23 protein-coding genes and 1 pseudogene are annotated in these 22,891 nt (G+C 69.6%); 18 read left to right on the forward strand and 6 right to left on the reverse strand.

What is annotated here, in order from left to right:
* Window positions 1-139 precede the first annotated feature (139 nt).
* From AB0N89_RS38045 to AB0N89_RS38055, 3 genes are read left to right on the forward strand one after another with little or no spacing between them, the layout of a single operon-like run.
* Window positions 140-433 carry a DUF503 domain-containing protein gene (locus tag AB0N89_RS38045; protein ID WP_364215571.1) on the forward strand — a complete coding sequence of 98 codons (294 nt, stop codon included), beginning with the start codon at window positions 140-142 and terminating at the stop codon, window positions 431-433.
* Between the two features lie 29 nt (window positions 434-462).
* On the forward strand, window positions 463-939 hold the full coding sequence (rbfA, locus tag AB0N89_RS38050; protein WP_191254601.1) for a 30S ribosome-binding factor RbfA: 477 nt from the start codon (window positions 463-465) through the stop codon (window positions 937-939).
* Window positions 920-1,786, forward strand: a complete 867-nt coding sequence (locus AB0N89_RS38055; RefSeq protein ID WP_364215574.1) for an alpha/beta hydrolase-fold protein — start codon at window positions 920-922, stop codon at window positions 1,784-1,786. The genes rbfA and AB0N89_RS38055 overlap by 20 nt, the downstream gene beginning before the upstream one ends.
* A gap of 59 nt (window positions 1,787-1,845) precedes the next feature.
* Here AB0N89_RS38055 and AB0N89_RS38060 read toward each other — a convergent pair whose 3' ends face one another.
* The 4 genes from AB0N89_RS38060 to AB0N89_RS38075 form a co-directional block, all read right to left on the reverse strand.
* Window positions 1,846-2,793, reverse strand: a complete 948-nt coding sequence (locus AB0N89_RS38060) for an ABC transporter substrate-binding protein (protein ID WP_364215577.1) — start codon at window positions 2,791-2,793, stop codon at window positions 1,846-1,848.
* Between the two features lie 11 nt (window positions 2,794-2,804).
* Window positions 2,805-3,572 (reverse strand): amino acid ABC transporter ATP-binding protein, encoded by a 768-nt coding sequence (locus AB0N89_RS38065; protein WP_364215580.1) that lies wholly within the window; start codon window positions 3,570-3,572, stop codon window positions 2,805-2,807.
* Window positions 3,569-4,507 carry an amino acid ABC transporter permease gene (locus AB0N89_RS38070; RefSeq protein WP_364215583.1) on the reverse strand — a complete coding sequence of 313 codons (939 nt, stop codon included), beginning with the start codon at window positions 4,505-4,507 and terminating at the stop codon, window positions 3,569-3,571. The genes AB0N89_RS38065 and AB0N89_RS38070 overlap by 4 nt, the downstream gene beginning before the upstream one ends.
* A gap of 282 nt (window positions 4,508-4,789) precedes the next feature.
* Window positions 4,790-5,833, reverse strand: a complete 1,044-nt coding sequence (locus AB0N89_RS38075; RefSeq protein ID WP_364215585.1) for an SAM-dependent methyltransferase — start codon at window positions 5,831-5,833, stop codon at window positions 4,790-4,792.
* A gap of 40 nt (window positions 5,834-5,873) precedes the next feature.
* Here AB0N89_RS38075 and AB0N89_RS38080 point away from each other — a divergent pair, with 40 nt between their 5' ends.
* The 13 genes from AB0N89_RS38080 to AB0N89_RS38140 all read left to right on the forward strand — a co-directional run bounded on the left by AB0N89_RS38080 (window position 5,874) and on the right by AB0N89_RS38140 (window position 19,546).
* Window positions 5,874-6,869, forward strand: coding sequence for a DHH family phosphoesterase (locus AB0N89_RS38080; RefSeq protein WP_364215629.1), 996 nt, complete (start codon window positions 5,874-5,876; stop codon window positions 6,867-6,869).
* A gap of 56 nt (window positions 6,870-6,925) precedes the next feature.
* On the forward strand, window positions 6,926-8,107 hold the full coding sequence (locus tag AB0N89_RS38085; protein WP_364215588.1) for a preprotein translocase subunit SecY: 1,182 nt from the start codon (window positions 6,926-6,928) through the stop codon (window positions 8,105-8,107).
* A 47-nt stretch (window positions 8,108-8,154) separates the two neighbouring features.
* Window positions 8,155-9,480 (forward strand): MATE family efflux transporter, encoded by a 1,326-nt coding sequence (locus tag AB0N89_RS38090; protein WP_364215591.1) that lies wholly within the window; start codon window positions 8,155-8,157, stop codon window positions 9,478-9,480.
* A 155-nt stretch (window positions 9,481-9,635) separates the two neighbouring features.
* Window positions 9,636-10,946, forward strand: a complete 1,311-nt coding sequence (locus AB0N89_RS38095; protein ID WP_364215594.1) for an MFS transporter — start codon at window positions 9,636-9,638, stop codon at window positions 10,944-10,946.
* Window positions 10,947-10,975: 29 nt separating this feature from the next.
* On the forward strand, window positions 10,976-11,899 hold the full coding sequence (truB, locus tag AB0N89_RS38100; protein WP_364215597.1) for a tRNA pseudouridine(55) synthase TruB: 924 nt from the start codon (window positions 10,976-10,978) through the stop codon (window positions 11,897-11,899).
* A gap of 37 nt (window positions 11,900-11,936) precedes the next feature.
* The gene (locus tag AB0N89_RS38105) at window positions 11,937-12,899 is read left to right on the forward strand and encodes a bifunctional riboflavin kinase/FAD synthetase (RefSeq protein ID WP_364215600.1); all 963 of its coding nucleotides are present in this window, start codon (window positions 11,937-11,939) and stop codon (window positions 12,897-12,899) included.
* A gap of 115 nt (window positions 12,900-13,014) precedes the next feature.
* Entirely contained in the window at window positions 13,015-13,494 is a 480-nt protein-coding gene (locus tag AB0N89_RS38110) for a helix-turn-helix transcriptional regulator (RefSeq protein WP_364215603.1), read from the forward strand.
* Between the two features lie 2 nt (window positions 13,495-13,496).
* Window positions 13,497-14,006, forward strand: a complete 510-nt coding sequence (thpR, locus tag AB0N89_RS38115; protein ID WP_364215606.1) for an RNA 2',3'-cyclic phosphodiesterase — start codon at window positions 13,497-13,499, stop codon at window positions 14,004-14,006.
* A gap of 128 nt (window positions 14,007-14,134) precedes the next feature.
* Entirely contained in the window at window positions 14,135-14,404 is a 270-nt protein-coding gene (gene rpsO / locus AB0N89_RS38120; protein WP_003084034.1) for a 30S ribosomal protein S15, read from the forward strand.
* A 235-nt stretch (window positions 14,405-14,639) separates the two neighbouring features.
* Window positions 14,640-16,901 (forward strand): polyribonucleotide nucleotidyltransferase, encoded by a 2,262-nt coding sequence (locus tag AB0N89_RS38125; protein ID WP_364215609.1) that lies wholly within the window; start codon window positions 14,640-14,642, stop codon window positions 16,899-16,901.
* Between the two features lie 94 nt (window positions 16,902-16,995).
* Window positions 16,996-18,360 carry a pitrilysin family protein gene (locus AB0N89_RS38130; protein WP_364215611.1) on the forward strand — a complete coding sequence of 455 codons (1,365 nt, stop codon included), beginning with the start codon at window positions 16,996-16,998 and terminating at the stop codon, window positions 18,358-18,360.
* Complete coding sequence (dapB, locus tag AB0N89_RS38135; protein ID WP_364215614.1) at window positions 18,357-19,103, forward strand: 4-hydroxy-tetrahydrodipicolinate reductase; 747 nt, start codon at window positions 18,357-18,359, stop codon at window positions 19,101-19,103. The genes AB0N89_RS38130 and dapB overlap by 4 nt, the downstream gene beginning before the upstream one ends.
* Window positions 19,100-19,546, forward strand: coding sequence for a tetratricopeptide repeat protein (locus tag AB0N89_RS38140; protein WP_364215617.1), 447 nt, complete (start codon window positions 19,100-19,102; stop codon window positions 19,544-19,546). The genes dapB and AB0N89_RS38140 overlap by 4 nt, the downstream gene beginning before the upstream one ends.
* 110 nt (window positions 19,547-19,656) lie before the next feature.
* Here the strand turns inward: AB0N89_RS38140 and AB0N89_RS38145 are convergent, their stop codons facing one another.
* Window positions 19,657-20,178, reverse strand: a complete 522-nt coding sequence (locus AB0N89_RS38145) for a hypothetical protein (RefSeq protein ID WP_364215620.1) — start codon at window positions 20,176-20,178, stop codon at window positions 19,657-19,659.
* Window positions 20,179-20,432: 254 nt separating this feature from the next.
* Between AB0N89_RS38145 and AB0N89_RS38150 the strand changes: the two are divergent.
* Window positions 20,433-20,783, forward strand: a pseudogene (locus AB0N89_RS38150) (GtrA family protein); the annotation flags it as partial.
* An 18-nt stretch (window positions 20,784-20,801) separates the two neighbouring features.
* Here AB0N89_RS38150 and AB0N89_RS38155 read toward each other — a convergent pair.
* A complete protein-coding gene (locus AB0N89_RS38155; RefSeq protein ID WP_364215623.1) occupies window positions 20,802-21,362 on the reverse strand; it encodes a GNAT family N-acetyltransferase in 561 nt (186 codons plus the stop codon).
* A gap of 113 nt (window positions 21,363-21,475) precedes the next feature.
* Between AB0N89_RS38155 and AB0N89_RS38160 the strand changes: the two genes are divergently transcribed.
* Window positions 21,476-22,696, forward strand: a complete 1,221-nt coding sequence (locus AB0N89_RS38160; RefSeq protein ID WP_364215626.1) for a crosslink repair DNA glycosylase YcaQ family protein — start codon at window positions 21,476-21,478, stop codon at window positions 22,694-22,696.
* The last annotated feature ends 195 nt before the right edge of the window (window positions 22,697-22,891 follow it).

Raw genomic sequence — 22,891 nt, forward strand, 5'->3', positions numbered from 1 at the left:
GTGTGATCAAACTCTATCATATATATGCGAACGTCTCACTATCCCAAAACCGCGTCGTAGTAAGTGACCCGGGGCGCCCCCCCCCCCTGGGGGGGGGGGCCCCCCCGCTTCACCTTCCAGACAACCCAGAACCCCCCCCATGTTCGTAGGAGCTCTTGAGCTCGACATCCTGCTGGGCGACGTTCATTCGCTCAAGCAGAAGCGATCCGTGATCAAGCCGGTGCTGGCCGAGGTGCGCAGGCGTTTCGACGTCTCCGTCGCCGAAGCCGGTCATCAAGACCTGCACCGGCGCGCACTGATCGGCGTGGCCGTGGTCGCGGCGAGTGGCGAGCACGTTCGTGACGTGCTCGACTCGTGTGAGCGCCTCGTGGGGAGCAGGCCGGAGTTCGAACTGCTCTCCGCCCACCGCCGGCTGCTCGGCCCGGATGACTGATTGAAGATCTTTTCGAGGAGACGAATCCCATGGCCGACCCCGCTCGGGCTCGCAAGCTCGCCAAGCGGATCTCACAGATCGTCGCGCACGCGATCGAGCACGACATCAAGGATCCGCGGCTCAACCACGTGACCATCACCGACACGAAGATCACCGCGGACCTGCACGACGCCACGGTCTACTACACGGTGCTCGGCGAGAACCTCGAGTCCACGCCCGACCACGCCGGCGCCGCGGCGGCGCTCGAATCCGCCCGTGGCGTCCTGCGCACGAAGGTCGGCCAGGGCACGGGAGTTCGCTACACTCCGACGCTGGCCTTCGTGGCCGACAGCATCCCTGAAGAAGCCAAGCACATCGAGGACCTCCTCGCGAAGGCCAGGGAAGCCGATGCGGAGGTCGCCCGCCGGGCGACCGGAGCACAGCACGCCGGTGAAGCCGACCCGTACAAACCGCCACGGGAAGAGGCCACAGACGATGAGTTCGCCGATGAGGAGACTCGCAGCTGAGGAACCGGGCCACGCCCTGAACCGGCGTGGCCTGTTGCTGGGAGCCGCGGCTCTCGGCGGCTCGGCGCTGCTTTCCGCTTGTGGCGCCGAGAAAGCACCATTGGTGGGGCCGCCCGCGGCGGCCCCACCGAGCACCCCGACCCCGCTCACCGAAGCGGTCACGGTGCAGAAGATGCGGTCCGCGGCCCGGAACCGCGACGTCAATCTCGTCATCATCGCGCCCGACGGCGTGTCCCGGGTCGGGATGCCGGTCTGCGTCGCCCTGCACGGCCGCGGCGCGGACGCCCGGACGTTCCTGAATCTCGAAGTGCAGAAGGCGCTGAACCGAGCCGTCGCGGACGGCCTGCCCGCCTTCGCGGTCGCCGCCGTCGACGGGGACAGCTATTGGGTGGACGTCGGCAAGGGCGACGACCCGCAGCGGATGCTGTCCGACGAACTGCCGGGCTGGCTCTCCCAGCGCCAATTGCGCCCGCCGTCCGCGATGTTCGGGATCTCGATGGGCGGTTTCGGCGCGTTGCGCTACGCCCGCGAGCACAAGAACCTCAAAGCCGTCGCCGTGGCGAGCGCCGCGCTGTTCGTGAGCTGGTCCGATGCCAGGTCCCGCAAGGTCTTCGCGGATCGCGAGCAGTGGGAAGCGCATGAGCCGCTGTTGCACACCGGCGATCTCTCGGCGTCGTCCACCGGGGTGTGGTGCGGGAACGCGGATCCGTTCGCCCGCGCCGACCGCAAGCTCATCAAGGCCGTGCAGCCGGCCGTCGGGAAGCTGTCCGCGGGCGAGCACGATGACGACTACTGGCGGGGCATCATGCCCGAGATGATGAAGTTCATCGGGGAACGCCTGGTCTGACCAGGCATTTCGTCCTCTGGATGCGGTAGCCGGCGTCACCGGCTACCGCGTTCGGAGGACTACTTGCGCGGAAGGCCCGGCGGGTTGATCTGCGAGGCCTCCACGGCCTCGTTCCCCAGGTTCCAGCGTTTGAGCACCTCGGCGTACTGGCCGCTCGCGAGCACGCTCTGGATGGCTTGACGCAGCGGCTCGGCGAGTCCGTTGCCCTTCTTGGTCATCGCCGCGATGTCGGCCGGGATCTGCCCGCCGCCGGAGACGGTGCCGACGATCTTCGTCTGCCCGTCCACGGCGACGTGGTATGCGGCAGTCGGGTTTGGCCCCGCGTAGGCGTCGATCCGGCCTGACTGCAAGGCGAGATAGTAGTCGGAGGTGTTCTGGAAGTATTGGAACTCCACGGGTTTCAGGCCCGCGGCCTTGTTCTGCTCGTCCCAGCGCACCAGGATCTGTTCCTGATTCGTCCCGGATCCCACGCCCACCTTGAGCCCGGCGATGTCCTTGGGCTCCTTCACCGTCACATCGCGGTTCTTCTTTACCTCGAAGGCGATGGTGTCCTTGCGGTAGGTGGCGAAGTCGTACTTGTCCTTGCGCTCCTCGGTCACCGTGATGTTGGAGAACCCGGCCGCGTACTGGCCGGTGTCCACCGAGAGGAAGAGGTTTTCCCAGGACGTCGCCCGCAGGTCGAGCTCCAGCCCCAGCACGTCCGCGACCAGCTGCGCGATGTCGATCTCGACGCCGATCACCGTCTTGTCGTCGTCGGCGCGGAAGGTCAGCGGGGGAGTGCTGTTGCCGGTGGTGCCGACGGTCAGCTTCCCGGTGTCGCGCACCGCTTTCGGCACGAGATCCGCGACGGCGCCGACCCTCTGCGCGCGGATCCGGTTCTGCTGCGCGGTGATGTTGATCCCCGAGGTCCCGGGCTGTGATGCGGCGGGGGCCGCGGCTTCGGTCGTCCCGCACGCGGTCAGCGCGACCGCCGACAGGAGCAGGATCGGGTACAAGAGCTTTCTCACGGTGGTACTCCTTAAAGGACCTTTTCGAGGAACGCCCTGGTGCGGGGATGCTCGGGCGTGTCGAGGAGCTGTGCGGGCGGGCCCTGTTCGACGACGCGGCCGGCGTCCAGGAACACCACGGTGTCGGCCACTTCCCTGGCGAAGCCGATCTCGTGGGTGACGACGATCATGGTGGTGCCGCCGCGGGCGAGTTTCTTGATCACGTCGAGCACTTCGCCGACCAGTTCCGGGTCGAGCGCGGACGTCGGCTCGTCGAACAGCAGGACTTCGGGGCGCACCGCGAGCGCGCGGGCGATCGCGACCCGCTGCTGCTGCCCGCCGGAGAGCTGCCGGGGATACGCGTCCGCCTTGTCCGCGAGCCCGACCAGCGTGAGCAGCTCCCGGGCGTGCTCCGTCGCCTCGGCGCGCGATCGGCGCTGAGCCGAAATCGGTGCCTCGACGACGTTCTCCAGCGCCGTGAGATGCCCGAACAGGTTGAAGTTCTGGAACACGAACCCGATCCGCGTGCGCTGGTTGAGGATCTCGCGCTCGCGCAGTTCGTACAGCCGGTCGCCGGAACGCCGGTAGCCCATCAGTTCGCCGCCGACGCTGATGAAGCCGCGGTCGGCGCGGTCGAGGTGGTTGATCAGCCGCAGCAGCGTGGACTTGCCGGAGCCGGACGGGCCCAGCACCACGGTCACCTCGCCGGGCCGGACCCGGAGGTCGACCCCGTCGAGCACGGTCAGCGCGCCGAAAGCCTTGTGCACGCCGCGGACGTCCACCTTGAAGTCGTCGCTCATCGGGTCGCCGCCTTCAGTTTGGCGAGGCCCTCGCGGGCCTTCTGCAGGGGAGTGGGCGGGACGGTGCGCAACGCGCCCTTGGCGTAGTGGCGTTCGACGTAGAACTGCGCCACCGAAAGGAGCGTGGTGAGCAGCAGGTACCAGGCGGTGGCCACCAGCAGCAGCGGGATCACCCGGCCGTTGCGGCTGTAGATCACCTGGACCTGGTAGAAGAGTTCGGGCAGCGCCATCACGTACACCTGCGAGGTGTTCTTGACCATGCCGATGATCTCGTTGGCCGCGTTCGGCACGATCGAGCGCATCGCCTGCGGCAGCACGATCCGGCGGAACTGCCTGCCCGGCGGGATGCCCAGCGCCGCGGCCGCCTCCCGCTGTCCCTGATCGACCGCGAGGAATCCGGCGCGCACGATCTCCCCGGCGTAGGCGGCCTGGTGCAGGCCGAGCCCGAGGCCTGCCGCTAGGAACGGCGGGATCAGGCTCATCGTGTCGAACGAGACGAACGACGGGCCGAACGGGACGCCGAAGGAAATCTCGTTGTAGAGAATGGCGAGGTTGTACCAGAAAAGCAGCTGGAGAATGAGCGGGACCGAACGGAAGATCCACGTATAAGTCCAGCTGACCGACCGTAGGAGCGGATTCCGGGAAATGCGCATGAGCGCGAGAACCGTACCCAGCAAGAATCCCGAAACCACGCCGAACGCCGTCAATTCCACCGTCAGGACGATCGAGGAGAGAACGGCGTCGGCGAACACGTAGTCGGCGACGACCGACCATTCCCAGGCCTGGTTGGTCACCAGGGCGTGGCCGGCCATGGCCACCAGCACGGCGACCACCGCCGCCGCCAGCCAGGTCAGCGGCCGCCGGGCGGGCACGATCTTCAAGGCCTCCTCCGGCCGGGCAGGTGCCGCCGGTGGCGCGTCCAAGTCACTGGTCATAAGACACCTGTCTCACGGAAATGGGCAGCATGAATCGCCGAAAGCGGAAAGATCGAAAAGGAAATGTCTTCGGCGCGGCATTGAACGCCGCTTTCCTTCTCGCAGAGCCGACTTTAGGAAGGCATGCCCGTTCCGGTCAACGAAGCCGGTGCCGGTTCCAGATACTGGAAGCCCGTGGCGGCGCCACTCGCCGGAGGCCCGGCCGCGCGTGTGTCGTCCGTCTGATCACACGTGTCGTCCGTCTGGACACGCGTGTCGGCCGGGCGGCGGAAAGGTGAGGAGCTAGACGGGTTTGGCGGCGACGATCAGGTCCCGCACGATCGCCTGGTCGACCCGGTGGGCGAACCCGGCGTACGGGCCGTCCTCGCGGACGTCCAGGCCCGCCTTGTCCAGGATCGCGGCGAGCTCCTCGCGCGGCGCGACGTTGGTGTTCCAGGAGATCCCGATCGCGCCGCCCGGCCGCAGCACCCGCGTCCACACCGGGACCGCGGCCGCGAGCAGGTCCCGCGGGCTGCGCGCGAGCGACGCGTCCTGGGTGCGGTGACTGCCGTGCTGCACGCCGTACGGGGCGTCGGTGACGATGAGGTCCACCGAGTTCGGCCGCAGCAGTTCGTCCGTGGTGAGCGTGTCGCAGTTGAGGTAGCTCAGCTTGCGGACCTCACCCGCCTTGTACCGCTCCTTGGTGATCCCGAAGCCGATGTCGAGCCGCCTGCCGAGCCGGACCTTGTTGCGGCGCACCTGACCGGATTCGGCGCTGTGCTTGATGCGCTTCTGCTTCAGCCACGTCTTGACGAACAGCTCATAGGAATCGAAGTCCTTGCCGTCGACGTCGAGCCCGGTCGCGTCGAAGCCGTACATCATCGCCTGGTTCAGCGTGGTGCCGCGGCCGCACAGCGGATCCAGCAGGTGCAACGGTTTCCCCAGCATCGCGGCCGGGTTCGCCGTCGCCAGCAGGGTGACGTTGACGAGGAGTTTGGTGAACAGCTCGTTCGTCTTGCCCGGGTACTTCTGGATGGTCAGCAGATCCGAGTCGAAGTTCGCGAGCGGGCTGATCGTCACCGGCTTCAGGACGCCGTCGCCGCGTTCGAACAGCGCGTACAGCGCCGAAAGGTTCGAAAGGAGCGCGAGGTCGCGTTCGCTCAGCGGGGCGGGCGTGGTGAAGGTGAGGTAGCCGACGCCGCCCAGTTCCGTCTCGCCGATCTCGGAGATCTCGGTCTCCAGCGCGGACAGGCCGAACACCGCCAGCTCCGCGCGCAGCAGGGCCGGGGTGGAGTCGGTGTAGACCCGGTTGGCGGACGGGTAGACCAGGATCGCGTACTCGGACATCCGGTAGAGCGTAGCTTGACTGATTGTGACAGCGACTCCAGTGCCGAACCTCAAGGAAGCCGCCGCGCTCCTGGCGCGCGCGAACGACGTGACCCTGCTCGGCCATGTCCGGCCGGACGCCGACGCGCTCGGCAGCGCGCTGGCACTGGGCCGGGCCCTCCAGCTACGCGGCGTCAAGGTCCGCGTCTCGGTCGGCGAACCCGAAGAGATGCCGGAGACCCTGCGGGGCCTGGACGTCGGCGGGCTCTACGTCCCCGCGAGCGAACTGCCCGAAAGCGAGCAACTGCTGATCGCGCTGGACACGCCGACGCCGGGCAGGCTCGGGAAACTCGCGCCGCGGGTGGACGCCGTCCGCGCGGCCGGGGGTGAGGTCCTGGTGATCGACCATCACGCGTCCAACGTCTTCTTCGGCACGACCCACGTCGTCGACGACACCGCCGAAGCCACCGCCGTCCTCGTGTTCGCGTTGCTGCAGGAGCTCGGCGCCGAGATCGACGAGCCGATCGCGCGCTGCCTGTACGCGGGACTCGTCACCGACACGAGCGGATTCCGCCGCGCCCGGCCGTCCACCCACCTGATGGCCGCGAAGCTGCTCGAAGCCGGTGTCGACCCGGACAAGGTGGTCCGCGAGATCGTCGACGACCACCCGTTCGCGTGGCTGCCGATGCTTTCGGACGTCCTCGCCGGGGCCCGGCTCGAACCGGACGAGGCACGCGGTTTCGGGCTCGCGCACGCCGTCGTGACCCTCGAAGCCGCGCGGAGTGTGCGCGCCGAGGAGGTCGAAGCGGTGATCGACGTCATCCGCTCCACGCGTGAGGCCGGGGTCGCCGTGGTGCTCAAGGAAGCCGAACCGACCGGGCCGCTGCGCCGGTGGACGGTCTCACTCCGTTCCGCGGGCGGTGTCGACGTCTCGGCCGCGGCCGGGGAACTGGGCGGCGGCGGGCACCGGCAGGCGGCCGGATGCACCGCGGAGGGCACGGCGGACGAGGTGCTCGGCAAGCTGAGGACGGCACTGTCGAGGGCGCCGCTGCTGTGACCCGGTGACGGGCGGTGTCATCGTAATTTCATCGGCGGTTCCTAGCGTCGTTCCCGATGAACGCCAGCGACTCCCTCCGCCGCCGGATCCTGGTCACGCTGGGCGTGATCGTGGTGTTCCGGCTGGGCCAGAGCCTGCCCGCTCCCCTCGTGACCGTCCGCGCGCCGGAAGCCGATCACCCGCTGCGCTGGATCCTCGACCTGCTGACCGGCGGTGGCCTGGCCACCCTCCCGGTGTTCGCGTTCGGCGTCCTGCCCTGCCTGGCCGCGCCATCCGTCCTGCGGGCGCTGACCGTCCTGATCCCGCGGCTGGCCGCGCTCCGGGCCGAAGGCGAAGCCGGTGCCCGCGTGCTGACGCGGTACCGGCGGCGGCTCACCGTCGTGCTCGGCCTGCTGGGTGCCATCGGTGTGGTCGTGCCCCGGGGCCCGGACGTCCTCGGCGGGACCGCGACGGTGGCGTGCCTGACGGCGGGCGCCGCGGTGGTCCTGCGGCTGACCGAGGTGATCACCGACCGCGGCTTCGGCGACGGCGTCCGGACCCTGCTTCTCACCCAGGTTCTGGCGGTGCTGCCGGCGGAGTTCCCGCGCGTGTACGAAACGAAGGGCTGGGCCGCCATCGCGGTCATGGCCGCCGTGACGCTGTCGATCACGGTGCTCACGATCGTCTTCGCCCAGGCGCAGCGCCGGATCCCGGTGCAGTACGCCAAGCGGATGATCGGCGTGCGCGCCTATGGAGGGACACCGGCCTACGTTCCGCTCCGGTTCCCCCAGGCGAACAGCCCGGCGGTCCTCGCCGCCGCGCTGGTGTCCTTGCCCGGGTTCTGGCCCGGCGTGGACTGGCTGCGCGACGAGGGGAATCCCGGACGGATCGCGATCTGCTTCGTGCTCGTCTGCCTCTTCGCGTTCCTCCGGGCGGTGGGAACGATGGACATCGACCAGGTGACCCGTGATCTCGTGCGCGTGGGCGGCTTCGTCCCCGGGATCCGGCCGGGCCGGTGGACGGCCGACTACATCGGCTACGTGCGCCACCGGATCATCGGCGTCGGAGCGGTCTGCTCGGGTGTGGTCGCGTCGATCCCGGCCGTCGGCCTGGCCGTGCTGGACGTGAGCCCGAGGTTTCCGTTCGCCGGGGTGGCCCTGCTGGTGGTCCTGGTCTTCCTCGTGAGTGTCACGCTCGACACAGCGCGGCAGTTCGAGACACTCCGTCAGCGGAAACGGTACGAACCGGTCCTCCGCTGATCTTCCCGGCGACTGGGACTGTCGTACCAGACGTCTAGTCTGCATCGGTGCCTGAAGCTTCCGAACCCGACGAGCGCGTCCCGCCGAAACGCGTGCTCGGTCTCGCCGTGCCCGCGCTCGGCGTCCTCGCCGCCGAGCCGCTGTACGTCCTGGTGGACACGGCCGTCGTCGGGCATCTCGGCGCGTTGCCGCTGGCCGGGCTCGCCGTCGGCGGCGTCGTGCTGTCGCAGGTTTCGAGCCAGCTGACGTTCCTCTCCTACGGCACGACGTCGCGGACGGCGCGTCTGCACGGCGCCGGACGGCGGGGTGACGCGGTCCGCGAAGGTGTCCAGGCGACCTGGCTGGCGGTGATCGTCGGGCTGGTCGTGATCGTCGCCGGGCAGCTGCTGGCCGCGCCCATCGCGCGGGTGCTCTCCGGGGACGCCGCGATCACCGACGCCGCCGTCTCCTGGCTGCGGATCGCGCTGTTCGGGACGCCGTTCATCCTGATCACGATGGCGGGCAACGGCTGGATGCGCGGTGTCCAGGATTCCGCGAAACCGTTGCGCTATGTCTTGGCGGGCAACGGGATCTCCGCCGTGCTGTGCCCGGTGCTGGTGTACGGCGCGGACTGGGGACTGGAAGGTTCGGCGATCGCGAACGTCGTCGCGCAGGTGATCTCGGCGTCGCTGTTCATCGTCGCCCTGGTGCGGGAGCGGGTCCCGCTGCGCCCGGAGCCGAAGGTGATGCGCGCCCAGCTCGGCCTCGGCCGGGACCTCGTGCTGCGCAGTCTCGCCTTCCAGGCGTGCTTCGTCTCGGCCGCCGCGGTCGCCGCGCGGACGTCCACCGAGGCCGTCGGCGCGCATCAGGTCGTCCTGCAGCTGTGGACGTTCCTCGCGCTGGTGCTCGACTCGCTCGCGATCGCCGCGCAGTCGCTCGTCGGGGCCGCCCTCGGCGCCGGCGCGAGCAAACGGGCGCGGGGTCTGTCGAGCCAGATCACCGGCTACGGCCTGGTGTTCGGCTGTTTCCTCGGGGTCGTGTTCGCGTCGCTGGCCGGGGTGCTGCCGAAGGTGTTCACCTCGGACGCGGCCGTGCTCGGCGAAATCCCGCACGCGTGGTGGTTCTTCGTCGCGTTGCAGCCGATCGCGGGGGTGGTGTTCGCGCTGGACGGCGTCCTGCTCGGCGCGGGCGACGCCGCGTTCCTGCGCAACGCGACGCTGCTGAGCGCGGCGCTCGGGTTCCTGCCGTTGATCTGGCTGTCGCTCGTGTTCGGCTGGGGGCTGGCCGGGATCTGGACCGGGCTCTCGCTGTTCATGCTCCTGCGGCTGGCGACCCTGCTGGTGCGGTGGCGCTCGGGCCGGTGGGCCGTGGAAGGCGCCGTCCGCGCGGCCTGACCCACCCCGCGAAACGCGCCGGTAGGCGGCCCGTGCTGTGGCGAAAACCACCCGGGTAACGGGTATGTTTCGCCGTTGCTTAGGAGCTACAACTATATGAGGCGGCAACGCGGGCGTCTGTCTTCGCCCGAACCCGTTCTCAAGGAGGAAACACTGTGACAGGCCGAGCCACCCGCCGGTCCTGGTTCATCTGGTTCGCCGCCGTCACCGTCTACCTCCTCGCCGTGTTCCACCGCACGTCCTTCGGCGTCGCCGGGCTCCAGGCCGCCGACCGCTTCGGCGTCGGAGCGGCCGCGCTCGGCACCTTCACCGTCCTGCAGGTCGGCGTCTACGCCTCGATGCAGATCCCCACCGGCGTCCTCGTCGACCGCTACGGTCCGCGCCGCGTGCTCACCGCCGCCGTGTTCTTCCTCGGGCTCGGGCAGATCCTGCTCGCGACCGCCGATTCGTACCCGCTGGGCCTGCTCGCCCGCGGCGTCGTCGGCTTCGGGGACGCGCTGACGTTCGTGAGCATCATGCGGCTGATCGCCGCGCATTTCCCCGGCCGCCAGTACGCCCTGCTCGCCGCGCTGACCGGGGCCATCGGGTACGTCGGCAACCTCGCCGCGACCGTCCCGCTCGGCCTGCTGCTCGACGGTCCCGGCTGGACCCCGACCTTCCTCGGCGTCGGCCTGGTGACCGCGCTGTACTCCGCCGTCGTCGCCCTTCGCGTCAAGGACAACCCGCCCGGCAGGCCGGAGCCCGTGCGCGAAAAGGTGCATCCGAAGCTGCTCGGCCGTCAGGTCGCCGACGCGTGGCGCACACCGGGGACCCGGCTGGGCTTCTGGGTCCACTTCAGCACGATGTTCGCGCCCAACGTGCTCACCATGCTGTGGGGTGTCCCGTTCCTGGTGCAGGGACAGGGATTCCCGAAGTCCACCGCGAGTTCGCTGCTGATCGTCTTCGTGTTCGGCTCGATGCTGGGCGGCCCGGTGATCGGCGGCCTGATCGGACGGCGCCCGTCGCTGCGGATGCCGATCGTCGGCGGGTACATCGGCGGCGCCGCGGTGATGTGGGCGATCCTGCTCGGCTGGAGCGGGACGACCCCGATCGCGGTCCTGGTCCCCGCGTTCGCGTTCCTCTCCCTCGGCGGCCCCGTGTCGATGATCGGCTTCGCGCTGGCTCGGGACTACAACCCGCTCTCGCGCGTCGGCACCGCGACCGGTGTCGTGAACGTCGGCGGGTTCGTGGCCACGACGATCTCCGCGCTCGCCGTCGGCGTGCTGCTGGAGTGGACGGGTGGCGTGTTCCGCCTGGCGCTGCTGTCCGTCATCGCGGTGCTCGCGTTCGGCACCTTCCGGATGCTCGTGTGGTGGCGGCGGACCCGCGCCGCGCTGTTCGAGGCCGAGGCCCGCGGCGAGCGGATCCCGGTGCAGATCCGGCGCCGCCGCTGGGACGCCGAAGCGCCGCTGCCCGTCTCGTCCTAGGCGAAGACCCGAAAGATAGGGTTCGGCCCGTGTCGCGCCCCCATCAGGCTCCTGCCAAGAAACGTCCCGCCCCGCCGCCCGGTCTCGTCATCGTCGACAAGCCGTCGGGGATGACCTCCCACGACGTCGTCGCCAAGGCACGGCGCTTCATGGGCACCCGCAAGGTCGGGCACGCCGGCACCCTCGACCCGATGGCCACCGGCGTCCTCGTGCTCGGCATCGAACGCGCGACGAAACTCCTCGGCCACCTCGCCCTGGACCGCAAGACCTACCTCGCGACCCTCTCTTTGGGACTGTCGACCACGACCGACGACGCCGAGGGCGAACCGATCGCCGAAGCCGCCGCGGACGCCGTCGAGAAGGTCACCGACGACGAGATCGCCGCCGGGATCGCCGCGCTGACCGGCGACATCCAGCAGGTGCCGAGCGCGGTCAGCGCGGTCAAGATCGACGGGAAGCGCGCGTACGCCCGCGTCCGCGCCGGCGAAGAGGTCGTGATCCCGCCGCGTCCGGTCACCGTGCACCGTTTCGATCTGCTCGCCACGCGCCGCGAGGCGGGCCGGATCGAACTCGACGCCGTCGTCGAGTGTTCGTCGGGGACCTACGTCCGGGCACTGGCCCGCGACCTCGGCGCCGGGCTGGGTGTCGGCGGGCATCTGCTCGCGTTGCGGCGCACCACGGTCGGGCCGTTCACGCTCGCCAAGGCGCGCACGCTCGATCAGCTCGAAGACAAGCCGGAGCTGTCGCTCGACCTCGACGCCGCCGTCGCCGCCGCGTTCCCGCGCCGCGATCTGGACGCCCGCACGGCGCAGGCGGTCCGATATGGACAGAGGGTGCCCTCGGCCGGGATCGAGGGCACCTACGGGATGTTCGGTCCGGACGGCCGGGTGCTCGCGCTCGCCGCGGACGAAGGCGAACTGGCCCGCTCGGTGGTCGTGTTGCTGCCCGCCTAGGGTGGTGCACGGAGCGGGCTGAGGAGACGGGGCACAAGTGCAGCGTTGGCGTGGTTTGGGTGACCTCCCCGGGAGCTGGGGACGGTGCGTGGTGACGATCGGCGTCTTCGACGGCGTGCACCGCGGACATCAGGAGCTGATCTCGAGGACGGTCCGCGCCGCCGCCGAACGTGGTGTGCCGAGCGTGGTGCTGACCTTCGACCCGCATCCGTCGGAGGTGATCCGGCCGGGCAGCCATCCCGCGCAGCTGACCACGTTGCGCCGCAAGGCGGAACTGGTCGAGGGCCTGGGCGTGGACGTCTTCTGCGTGCTGCCGTTCACCCTCGAACTGTCGCGGTTGAGCGCGCACGAGTTCGTGCACGAGGTCCTGGTGGACAAACTGCACGCGGCCGCGGTGATCGTGGGGGAGAACTTCACCTTCGGCGCGAAGGCCGCCGGTGACGTCAATCTGCTGCGCACGCTGGGGAAGCGGTTCGGTTTCGTGGCGCACGGGGCGGAACTGCAGGGGCTGCTCGCGCAGGAGCAGGCGGACAACGAGATCACGTTCTCCTCGACCTACGTCCGCTCCTGCATCGACGCCGGCGACGTCGTCGCGGCGTCCGAAGCGCTCGGCAGGCCGCACCGGCTGGAGGGCATCGTCGTCCGGGGCGACCGGCGGGGGCACGACCTCGGCTACCCCACGGCGAACCTGTCGACGCCGCGGTTCGCCGCCGTGCCCGCCGACGGTGTCTACAGCGCTTGGTTCACCCGTTCGTCGGATCCTGCCCGGCGGCTTCGCGCCGCCGTCTCGGTCGGGACGAACCCGACGTTCTCGGGGCGGGAACGCACCGTCGAGGCCTTCGTCCTCGACATCGACGAGGACTTCTACGGGCAGCACGTCGCGCTCGATTTCGTTGCCAGGCTGCGGGATCAGGTCCGTTTCCCGACGTCGGACGGTCTGGTGGAACAGATCGACGAGGACGTCGCGCGGACGAGGGAAATGCTGGGCGAGCAGGACTGACCGGCCCCGGACGGAGCCGGACGAGAATCGACAAACACACCCGTCACGGTGCGTTTCGGTGGCAAGATGTCACGGACCGCGCAGGGCGTTCGACGGGGTTAGGGGAGCGGACCAGGTGGAGGACCACAAGATCGTCCAGCGGAACATCGCGCTGCAGAAGGAGTGGTACGGGGAGCCGCTCGGCGATCGGGTGCGGCGACTGGTCGTCGCCTTCGACATCTCCCAGGCCTTCCTCGCCGAGGTCCTCGGCATCAGCGCGCCCATGCTCAGCCAGGTGATGAGCGGGCGCCGGGCGAAGATCGGCAACCCCGTCGTGCTCGCCAAGATGATCATGCTGGAGCGCAAGGTGCTGGTCCCGGCGGTCGCCGCGGGGGACCGGAAGGCCATGCAGGAGGCGCTGGAAGACGTCCGCGACTCGCGGCCGACGGTGGGCCGGGACAGCATCCCGGTCGGCGCCGTCGCCGACGACCAGGGGGTGCTCGTCGCGCTGCGGGACATCGGCGAGGACGAAGACCTCACCGAAGCCGCGAAGCTGCTCGACGACGACTTCCCGTCACTGGCGGACCTGCTGCGCCGGGCGGCCAAGCAAACCTGACGATGCCGCTGTTCAGCGCCTTGATCCCGCCGGACGGCGTCCTCGACGAGGTCGCCGCCGCGCTGGGTACGCCCGAAGACGGCGATTTCCGCTGGTCAGCGCGCGAGAACTGGCATATCACCCTCGGTTTCCACGGCGCGGACGACGCGGGTGAACGAGGCGAATGGCTCGCCGGAAGGCTGGCCGGAGCGGAGCCCGTCGACCTCCGGCTGGAAAAGGCCGCGACATTCCCCGGGGTCCTGTGGTTGAGTGTCGGTGGAACCGGGCTCCACGGGCTGGCCGTCAAGGCCGGCGCGGAGAGTGAGGGCAGGCCGTACGTGGCCCACCTGACACTGGCCCGCTTCCCCCGCGACCGGCCGGAAGCCGCGAGCGCGTGGGAGGAGCGGCTGGCCGGGTTCACCAGTGAGACTTGGACGGCGACCGAGGCCGTTCTGATGAGCAGTGACCGTGAGCAGGGCTTGTCGCGCTACCGGGTGATCCGGTCGTACGCGTTGAACCACGCCCGCGCCTGAAGCCGCTGATCACGAGGCTGGTAACCTCGATGGTCGGGTCCGGCTGCAGTCCGTGGCGGCCGTGACCGTCTCACCCGGCGTGAAGCATCGTCCGGGCCGCACGGCACAGAATATCTAGGAGCACCACTGTGGCTTTGTCCACCGAAGAGAAGAAGTCGATCCTTGCCGAGTACGGCGTGCACGACTCGGACACCGGATCCCCGGAGGCCCAGGTCGCGCTGCTGACCAAGCGCATCGTCGGCCTCACCGAGCACCTCAAGGCTCACAAGCACGACCACCACTCCCGTCGCGGGCTTCTGCTGCTGGTCGGCCGCCGCCGCCGGCTGCTGAACTACGTGATGAAGGTGGACATCGAGCGTTACCGTGCGCTGATCCAGCGCCTCGGCCTTCGCCGATAGCTTGAATCCGAGGGGGAGTGACCACATCGGTCGCTCCCCCTCGGTCCAAGTACCGGAACACGCGGCGCGAGCGCGCCCGGGGAACCGTCCGCCGGTCCTCGGTAGTGGTTCCCGGGCAACGGCCCGGGGGCTTCGATCGAAGACCGGCCTCACTCCTCGAGCGTCCGCAGGCGAAACAGGTCCCAGGGTGGGAGACTCGCGCCGTTACAGAGGATCAAAAGAGGAGATACACCCTATGACCGACTCCACCGGAGTCACCGTGCACGAAACCGAAGCCGTGATCGACAACGGCCGTTTCGGCACCCGCACCGTTCGCTTCGAGACCGGCCGCCTGGCCCGTCAAGCCGCCGGCGCCGTCGTCGCGTACCTCGACGAAGAGACCATGCTGCTCTCGGCGACCACCGCGTCGAAGCACCCGAAGGACCACTTCGACTTCTTCCCGCTGACCGTGGACGTCGAGGAGCGGATGTACGCCGCCGGACGCATCCCCGGCGCGTTCTTCCGCCGCGAAGGTCGCCCGTCGACCGACGCGATCCTGACCTGCCGCCTGATCGACCGGCCGCTGCGCCCGTCGTTCGCCGACGGTCTCCGCAACGAGATCCAGGTCGTCATCACCGTCCAGAGCCTCAACCCGGACGACCCGTACGACGTGCTCGCGATCAACGCGGCCTCGGCCTCGACCCAGATCGCCGGCCTGCCGTTCTCGGGTCCGGTCGGCGGCGTCCGCGTCGCCCTGATCGAGGACCAGTGGGTCGCGTTCCCGACCTGGAAGCAGCTGGAGCAGGCCACCTTCAACATGGTGGTCGCCGGCCGCATCGTCGGTGACGACGTCGCCATCATGATGGTCGAGGCCGAGGGCACCGAGCAGACCCTCGACCTGATCGCCGCCGGCGGCAAGGCGCCGGACGAGGTCTCGGTCGCCGAGGGCCTCGAAGCCGCGAAGCCGTTCATCAAGGTCTTGTGCGAGGCCCAGCAGCAGCTGGCCGAGCTGGCAGCCAAGCCGACCGGCGAGTTCCCGGTCTTCCTCGCCTACGAGCAGGACGCGTTCGACGCCGTCGCCGCCATCGCGACCGACGACCTCGCGAACGCCCTGACCATCGCGGGCAAGCAGGACCGCGACAACGCGACCGACCAGGTCAAGGCCGCGGTGCTGGAGAAGGTCGGCCTGGGCGAGGGCGAAGCCTTCCAGGGCCGCGAGAAGGAGATCGGCGCGGCGTTCAAGGCCCTGTCGAAGAAGATCATGCGCAAGCGCGTCCTCACGGACAAGATCCGCATGGACGGCCGCGGGCTGACCGACATCCGCTCGCTCGCCGCCGAGGTCGCCGTGATCCCGCGGGCGCACGGTTCCGCGCTGTTCGAGCGCGGTGAGACCCAGATCCTGGGCGTCACCACGCTGAACATGCTCCGCATGGAGCAGCAGATCGACTCGCTCTCCCCGGAGACCACGAAGCGGTACCTGCACCACTACAACTTCCCGCCGTTCTCCACCGGCGAGACCGGCCGCGTCGGTTCGCCGAAGCGGCGCGAGATCGGCCACGGCATGCTCGCCGAGCGCGCCCTGGTCCCGGTCCTGCCGAAGCGGGACGAGTTCCCGTACGCGATCCGCCAGGTCTCCGAGGCGCTGGGCTCCAACGGCTCCACCTCGATGGGCTCGGTCTGCGCCTCGACCATGGGTCTGCTGAACGCGGGTGTCCCGCTGAAGGCGCCGGTCGCCGGCATCGCCATGGGCCTCATCTCCGACGAGGTCGACGGCGAGACCCGCTACGTCGCGCTGACCGACATCCTCGGTGCCGAGGACGCCATGGGCGACATGGACTTCAAGGTCGCCGGCACCAAGGACATCATCACCGCGCTCCAGCTCGACACGAAGCTCGACGGCATCCCGTCGGAGGTCCTCGCGGCCGCGCTGAAGCAGGCGAAGGACGCTCGCCTCACCATCCTGGAGGTCATCGCCGAGGCGATCGACGGCCCGGACGAGATGAGCCCGTACGCCCCGCGCGTCACCAGCGTGAAGATCCCGGTGGACAAAATCGGCGAGGTCATCGGCCCGAAGGGCAAGATGATCAACTCGATCACCGAGGAGACCGGCGCCGACATCTCCATCGAGGACGACGGCACGATCTACGTGGGCGCGGCCGACGGCCCGTCGGCGGAGGCGGCGATCGACAAGATCAACGCCATCGCCAACCCGCAGCTGCCCAAGGTCGGCGAGCGCTTCCTCGGCACCGTGGTGAAGACGGCCGCGTTCGGCGCGTTCGTCTCGCTGCTGCCGGGCAAGGACGGCCTGGTGCACATCTCGAAGCTGGGCAACGGCAAGCGGATCGCCAAGGTCGAGGACGTGGTCAACGTGGGCGACAAGCTCCGCGTCGAGATCGCCGACATCGACAACCGCGGCAAGATCAGCCTGATCGTGGTCAAGGAAGACGACGCCGCCGACGCCGCCGAGAAGCCCGCCGAGGGCGACAAGGCCGAGGCCCCGAAGGCCGACGCGCAGTAGTCCTGGCCAAACCGATGTGAAACGTCAGGAAAGGGTCGTTCGGGACATTTTTCGTCCTGAACGACCCTTTCCTGACATGTGAGTAAGGGATCCGTTGGCTCGTCAGATCTCCGGGCACGAACAGCCCATCGGCAGCACCCGCACTCTTGAGTCCACTTCGGACGGTGCGGTGGTCAAGCGCAGTGTGCTGGCCGGTGGCCTCCGGGTCATCACCGAGCACGTGCCCGCTTCCCGGTCGGTGACGGTCGGGCTGTGGGTCGGCGTCGGGTCGCGCGACGAGCCGTCGTCGGTCGAAGGCGCGGCGCACTATCTCGAACACCTGCTGTTCAAGGGCACCACGAACCGCGACGCCACCCAGATCGCCGAGGAGATCGACGCGGTCGGCGGCGAGTTCAACGCGTTCACCGCGAAGGAGCACACCTGCTACTACGCGCAGGTGCTCGACGAGGACCTGCCGCTCGCGATGGACCTCGTCACCGACGTCGTGTTCGAAGCGCTGTGCACGGACAAGGACGTCGAGACCGAGCGCAGTGTCGTGCTCGAAGAGATCTCGATGCGCGACGACGACCCGGAAGACTTGCTGCACGAGACGTTCGTCGGCGCGATCCTGGGCAACCACGCGCTGGGACGTCCGGTGCTCGGCAGCGAGAAGTCCATCATCGAGATGTCGGCGTCGGCACTGCGCGGGTTCTACCGGCGCCGCTACACGCTGCCGCGGATGGTGCTCGCGGTCGCCGGGAACATCGAGCACGGTCAGGTGCTTCGCTTGGTGCGCAAGGCTTTGCGGACCAAGCTGACCGGATCGGCGACGCCGGTGCCGCCGCGTGGCGGGCGCGCGCGGATCGCGATGGCGCCGAAACTCGCCCTGCACACCGACGACACCGAGCAGGCGCACGTGATGCTCGGCCTGCGGTCGCTGCCGCGGCACGACGACCGGCGGTTCGCGCAGTCGGTGCTCAACGCCGCGCTCGGCGGCGGGATGAGCTCACGCCTGTTCCAGGAGGTCCGCGAGAAGCGCGGGCTGGCGTACCAGGTGTACTCGTCCGTCGCGAGCTACGCCGACGCCGGGCACATGGCCGTGTACGCGGGCTGCCAGCCGGAGAAGCTCGGCGAGGTCGCCGGGGTGATCCGCGAGGTGCTCGAACTCGTCGGCAAGGACGGGCTGAGCGAAGCCGAGGTCGCGCGGGCGAAGGGGCAGTTGCGGGGCGGGCTCGTGCTCGGTCTGGAGGACACCTCGTCGCGGATGTCGCGCATCGGCAAGAACGAACTGAACTACGGCCGCTATCTCGGCGTCGACGACACGGTGGCGCGGATCGACGCCGTCACCACCGAAGAGGTCTGTGCGCTCGCTCGCACTCTGCTGCGTCGCCCTGGTGGCGTGTCGGCGGCGGCGGTCGTCGGGCCGTACGCTCACGCCGACGACCTGCCGGACGATCTGCACGAGGTGATCGCATCATGACCGCTGGAATTCGCGTCGGTGTGCTGGGCGCACGCGGCCGGATGGGCCAGGAAGTGGTCAACGCCGTCAACGGCGCCGACGACATGGACCTCGTCGCCGAGCTCGACGCCGGAGACGACCTCTCGGCGCTCAAGCAGGCGCAGGTCGTCGTCGACTTCACCCATCCCGACGCGGTGATGGACAACCTGGAGTTCCTGACCGGCAACGGGATCCACGCCGTGGTCGGCACCACCGGGTTCAGCGGGGAGCGGCTGGAGAAGCTGCGCACGTGGCTCGCCGCCGACCCGTCCCTCGGCGTGCTGATCGCGCCGAACTTCGCTCTCGGCGCGGTGCTGGCGATGCGTTTCGCCCAGCAGGCCGCCCGGTTCTACAACTCGGCCGAGGTCATCGAGCTGCACCACAACCGCAAGGCCGACGCGCCGTCGGGCACCGCCGCGCACACCGCCCGGCTGATCGGCGAGGCCCGCGCGGAAGCCGGCCTCGCGCCCGGCGAAGACGCGACGACGTCCGAAGTGGACGGTGCCCGCGGCGCGCTCGTCGACGACGTCCGCGTGCACTCGGTGCGGCTGCCCGGACTGGTGGCGCACGAGGAGATCCTGTTCGGCGGCGAGGGGGAGACCCTGACCATCCGGCACGATTCGCTGCACCGCACGTCGTTCATGCCCGGTGTGCTGCTCGGCGTGCGCTCGGTGCTCACGCGACCCGGCCTGACGGTCGGTCTCGAGAACATCCTCGACCTGTGAGGGCCCGCAACTTCGCGCTGGTGATGACGGCGGCGCTCGCCGTCTACGTCGTCCTGCTGGCGGGCCGGGGCATCGCGCTGGTGGGCACCGGGGAGACGGTGCCGGTGCTCTTCGGAGTCGGCGTCCTGCTGCTGCCGTTGCTCGGGATCTGGATCATCGTCACCACCTGGCGTTCCGGCGTCCAGATCCAGCGGCTTTCGCGGCGGCTGGACGAAGAAGGCGGCCTGCCCGACGTGTCCGACCTGCCCCGGCGGCCTTCGGGCCGGGTGGATCGCGACGCCGCGGACGCCTGGTTCGACGAGCGCCGGGCCGAGGTCGAGGCGGATCAGGAGAACTGGCGCGTCTGGTACCGGCTGGCTTACGCGTACGAGATCGCGGGAGACCGGAAACGGGCCCGCGCGACCATGCGGCGCGCCGTCGAACTCGAAGCCGTCTCCCGCTGAGCTCACACCCCGCTGAGTACATGAAGGCCCCCTTCCTTGCGCTAGGCGCAGTGAAGGGGGCCTCCATGTACTCGGCGCCTCCCACGTTCAGAGGGCTGAACGCGGGCGGCCTAGTAGTGGAACCAGCCGGCGAACAGGGCCGGTGAGGCGGCCAGCAGGCTGAACCGCAGCCAGCGGCCCAGGAAGCCGGTGGCCAGGAAGCTCACCAGCGGCATCCGCACCAGTCCCGCGAGCACGCTCGTGGCCATGTACGGCGGCAGCCCGAGGATCGAACTCACCCCGTACGTGCCCGCCATCCAATGCGGATGCCGATGGCAGCGTTCGCGCAGGGCGTCGAGCCGGGCGCGCATCTTCTTGGTGCGCGCCCGCCAGCGCTCCCGCCGCGGGGTGGGCGGCCGCTCGCGGTGCAGGCGGTCGTGCAGGGGTTTCGGCAGCTTGATCGTGCCCTTCGCGGCCAGGTAGTAGAGCGTCTTCCCGCCGACCTGGCCGGCCGCGACGATGGCGCCGAGCAGCAGCCACGGCATGGTCGGCTGGCTCGCGCACAGGCCGATGAGGAACATCTCGATGCTGACCACGGGCAGGATCGCCGAACCGAAGGCGACCGCGAACGACAGGAGCAACCAGCCCACCATCGTTGCCTCCCCGTTATCTTCGTCCTCTCCAAGTTATCAGCTGAAATACGGGTCGCACTGGGGCCAGCCCCCGTTACCGGACTCGGGCGCGCACCAGAAGATCACCTGTTCGTCGGTTCGCGGTCACCTGCCGCTGCCATGCTGACGGCGTGGCCGACGTGCACGACGCGGTCCGCGGCCGAGGTTTCGCGGATCGCTTCGCCGACTTCTGCGCGGCCGTGGTGCGGCGCCTCCCCTTCGGGCTTTCCCGGCTGGTGGCGCCGAGTTTCCTCGGTTTCGCGCTCATCAACGGGTTCACCTTCGGGGTCGACCTGCTGCTGCTGACCCTGCTCCGCGGCTGGCTCGGGCTGCCGGTGTGGCTGGCGATCACGCTCGCCTACGGGGTGGCGTTCGGGCTGAGCTTCGTGCTCAACCGCAGCATGAACTTCCGCTCGCACGCGCCGGTCGGCAGGCAGGCGGTGCTGTACGTCGTCGCGATCGTCATCAACTACTTGGCGTTCCTGCTCGGCGTCGGCGCGGGACTGGCCGCGCTGGGCGTCGACTACCGGCTTTCCCGGCTCATCGCCGGGGCGTGCGAAGGCGTCTTCATGTACTCGGTGATGCGCTGGGTCGTGTTCGCGAAGTCAGGGAGTGAGCTCGAGGTCGAGGCCGCCGGTGAGCCGGACTTCGCGCACGTTCGTGCTTCCGGTGTCGAGGATGCGGACGGTCCCGTCGGGGGACCAGCCCGCGCGGCGGAAGAATCCCAGTGACGCGTGATCGGTCTGGGCGACCCAGCTGATCCCGCGGGTGGCGCCGTCCGCGCGCAGCCAGGCGGACGCGTTCGCCAGCAGCCGTCCCGCGTGCCCGCGCCGTCCCCAGCGGGGCTCGACCAGCAGCGACGCGATGAGCGCCGTCGTCGAGGCGTCGTCGGGCAGGGCTCCGTCGGCGGTGGCCACCTCGCTCTCCGGGGCCTGGCCCGCGACGCAGAAGCCGACGGTGAAGTCGCCTTCGGTGGCGAGGAAGACGCGCGTGCCCGGGTACTCGATCGTTTCGGCCCAGGTCTTTTCGAGCTCTACGACGTCGAGCTCGGCGACGGCCGCTTCGCCGAGCAGTTCCGTGTAGGCGCTTCGCCAGGTGTCGCGTTGGATGCGCGCGATCTCGGGGGCGTCGGACACGACTGCTGGGCGGACTTCGGCGGCGGCCATGCTGGAAACCTACAGCGGAGCGAAGCTCCATCCGTTGAGGGTGGGGGTGGGGAGGAAGGTGGAGGTAGCCGGACCGCCGGAAACTGTCGGTGGCGGATGGCACCATTCCGACGATGAGCACTTCGACCATCAGCGGACCGGTCGCGCGCCGGATCGCCCTGGCCGCGCAGGGATTCGCCGAAGCACGTCCGAGCGGGGCGGTGACGAGACGGCATCTGCAACGCGTGCTGTCGCGAACCCAGTTGCTGCAACTGGATTCGGTGAACGTCGCGGTCCGCGCCCACTACATGCCGATCTTCTCCCGGCTCGGCGCGTACGAGCCCGCGCTGGTGGACGACGCGGCGTGGTCCCATTCCGCGCGCAAGCCCCGGATGCTGGTCGAATCCTGGGCGCACGAGGCGAGTCTGCTGCCGGTGGCGGACTGGCCGCTGCTGCGGTCCGGGGCGAAGCGCATGGGCTGGTGGACGAACTACGCGCGCGTGCTGGAGCAGACGCCCCAGCTGGTGGACGACATCCTCGCCGTGGTCAAGGAACAGGGGCCGATCGGCGCGGGCGGTATCGAGCGCGCCTTGGAGAGCGACTCGGGCGGGTACAAGCCCGGCTCGTGGTGGGAGCGGTCGGAGGTTAAGAAGGCCTGCGAGTGGCTGTTCGGCATGGGGCAGCTGACCACCGGCACGCGCCGGTCGTTCGAGCGGCTGTACGACCTGACCGAACGCGTCGTGCCGCCGGAGATCCTGTCGCGGCGGGTGAGCCCGGAGGAGGGCGCGCGCGAGCTCATCACCCGCGCGGCCGTCGCGCTGGGCATCGGCACCGAACCGGACCTGCGGGACTACTACCGGCTCGGCCCCGACGTCAGCAAGCGGGCGGTGGCCGAACTGGTCGACGCGGGCGTGCTGGAACCGGTGACCGTGGACGGCTGGGCCGCCCCGGCGTACCGGCACGTCGCGGCGAAGGCGCCGAGGTCGGTCACCGGCCGGGCGCTGCTGTCGCCGTTCGATCCGCTGATCTGGGAACGCGCCCGGACCGAGCGCATCTTCGACTTCTTCTACCGCATCGAGATCTACGTTCCCGAGCCGAAGCGGATCTACGGGTACTACGTGTTCCCGTTCCTGCTCGACGGCGAACTCGTCGGCCGGGTCGACCTCAAATGCGACCGGGCCGCCGGTGTGCTTCGCGTCCAGGGCGCCTTCTCCGAGCCCGGGGTCGACGTCGCGCGGGTCGCGAGTGAGCTGGCGGGCGAGCTGCGGCTGATGGCGGAGTGGCAGGGGCTGGACGGGGTCGTGATGGGGGAGCGGGGCGACCTCGCCCCCGTGCTGTCGCGCCTCGTGCGCTAGGGGGCCTTCAGGACACCCGTGCACCTCTGGCCCGTTCACGGCCCCGCCCGGCTGAACCCGCGTCTAGTGAGGCCGGGCAGTGTCGCGAAAGCCACTTTCGGCAGGTCCGCCCGGCCACCGCGATCCAGTTCCTCGAACAGGTCTGGAGCCGCGACCTCTCCGCCTACGACGCCGACGGCCCGCTGCCCGAGATCG

It is taken from the genome of Amycolatopsis sp. NPDC089917, from assembly GCF_040684635.1.
GTDB lineage: Bacteria > Actinomycetota > Actinomycetes > Mycobacteriales > Pseudonocardiaceae > Amycolatopsis.

What these genes read in the sequence shown, in the direction of transcription:
- AB0N89_RS38145 (WP_364215620.1), bottom strand. Translation starts at nt 20,178, where the DNA reads ATGGTGGGCTGGTTGCTCCTGTCGTTCGCGGTCGCCTTCGGTTCGGCG.
- thpR (WP_364215606.1), top strand. Translation starts at nt 13,497, where the DNA reads ATGCCGCTGTTCAGCGCCTTGATCCCGCCGGACGGCGTCCTCGACGAG.
- AB0N89_RS38085 (WP_364215588.1), top strand. Translation starts at nt 6,926, where the DNA reads ATGAACGCCAGCGACTCCCTCCGCCGCCGGATCCTGGTCACGCTGGGC.
- AB0N89_RS38125 (WP_364215609.1), top strand. Translation starts at nt 14,640, where the DNA reads ATGACCGACTCCACCGGAGTCACCGTGCACGAAACCGAAGCCGTGATC.
- AB0N89_RS38070 (WP_364215583.1), bottom strand. Translation starts at nt 4,507, where the DNA reads ATGACCAGTGACTTGGACGCGCCACCGGCGGCACCTGCCCGGCCGGAG.
- rbfA (WP_191254601.1), top strand. Translation starts at nt 463, where the DNA reads ATGGCCGACCCCGCTCGGGCTCGCAAGCTCGCCAAGCGGATCTCACAG.
- AB0N89_RS38075 (WP_364215585.1), bottom strand. Translation starts at nt 5,833, where the DNA reads ATGTCCGAGTACGCGATCCTGGTCTACCCGTCCGCCAACCGGGTCTAC.
- AB0N89_RS38055 (WP_364215574.1), top strand. Translation starts at nt 920, where the DNA reads ATGAGGAGACTCGCAGCTGAGGAACCGGGCCACGCCCTGAACCGGCGT.
- AB0N89_RS38155 (WP_364215623.1), bottom strand. Translation starts at nt 21,362, where the DNA reads ATGGCCGCCGCCGAAGTCCGCCCAGCAGTCGTGTCCGACGCCCCCGAG.
- dapB (WP_364215614.1), top strand. Translation starts at nt 18,357, where the DNA reads ATGACCGCTGGAATTCGCGTCGGTGTGCTGGGCGCACGCGGCCGGATG.
- AB0N89_RS38065 (WP_364215580.1), bottom strand. Translation starts at nt 3,572, where the DNA reads ATGAGCGACGACTTCAAGGTGGACGTCCGCGGCGTGCACAAGGCTTTC.
- AB0N89_RS38160 (WP_364215626.1), top strand. Translation starts at nt 21,476, where the DNA reads ATGAGCACTTCGACCATCAGCGGACCGGTCGCGCGCCGGATCGCCCTG.
- AB0N89_RS38045 (WP_364215571.1), top strand. Translation starts at nt 140, where the DNA reads ATGTTCGTAGGAGCTCTTGAGCTCGACATCCTGCTGGGCGACGTTCAT.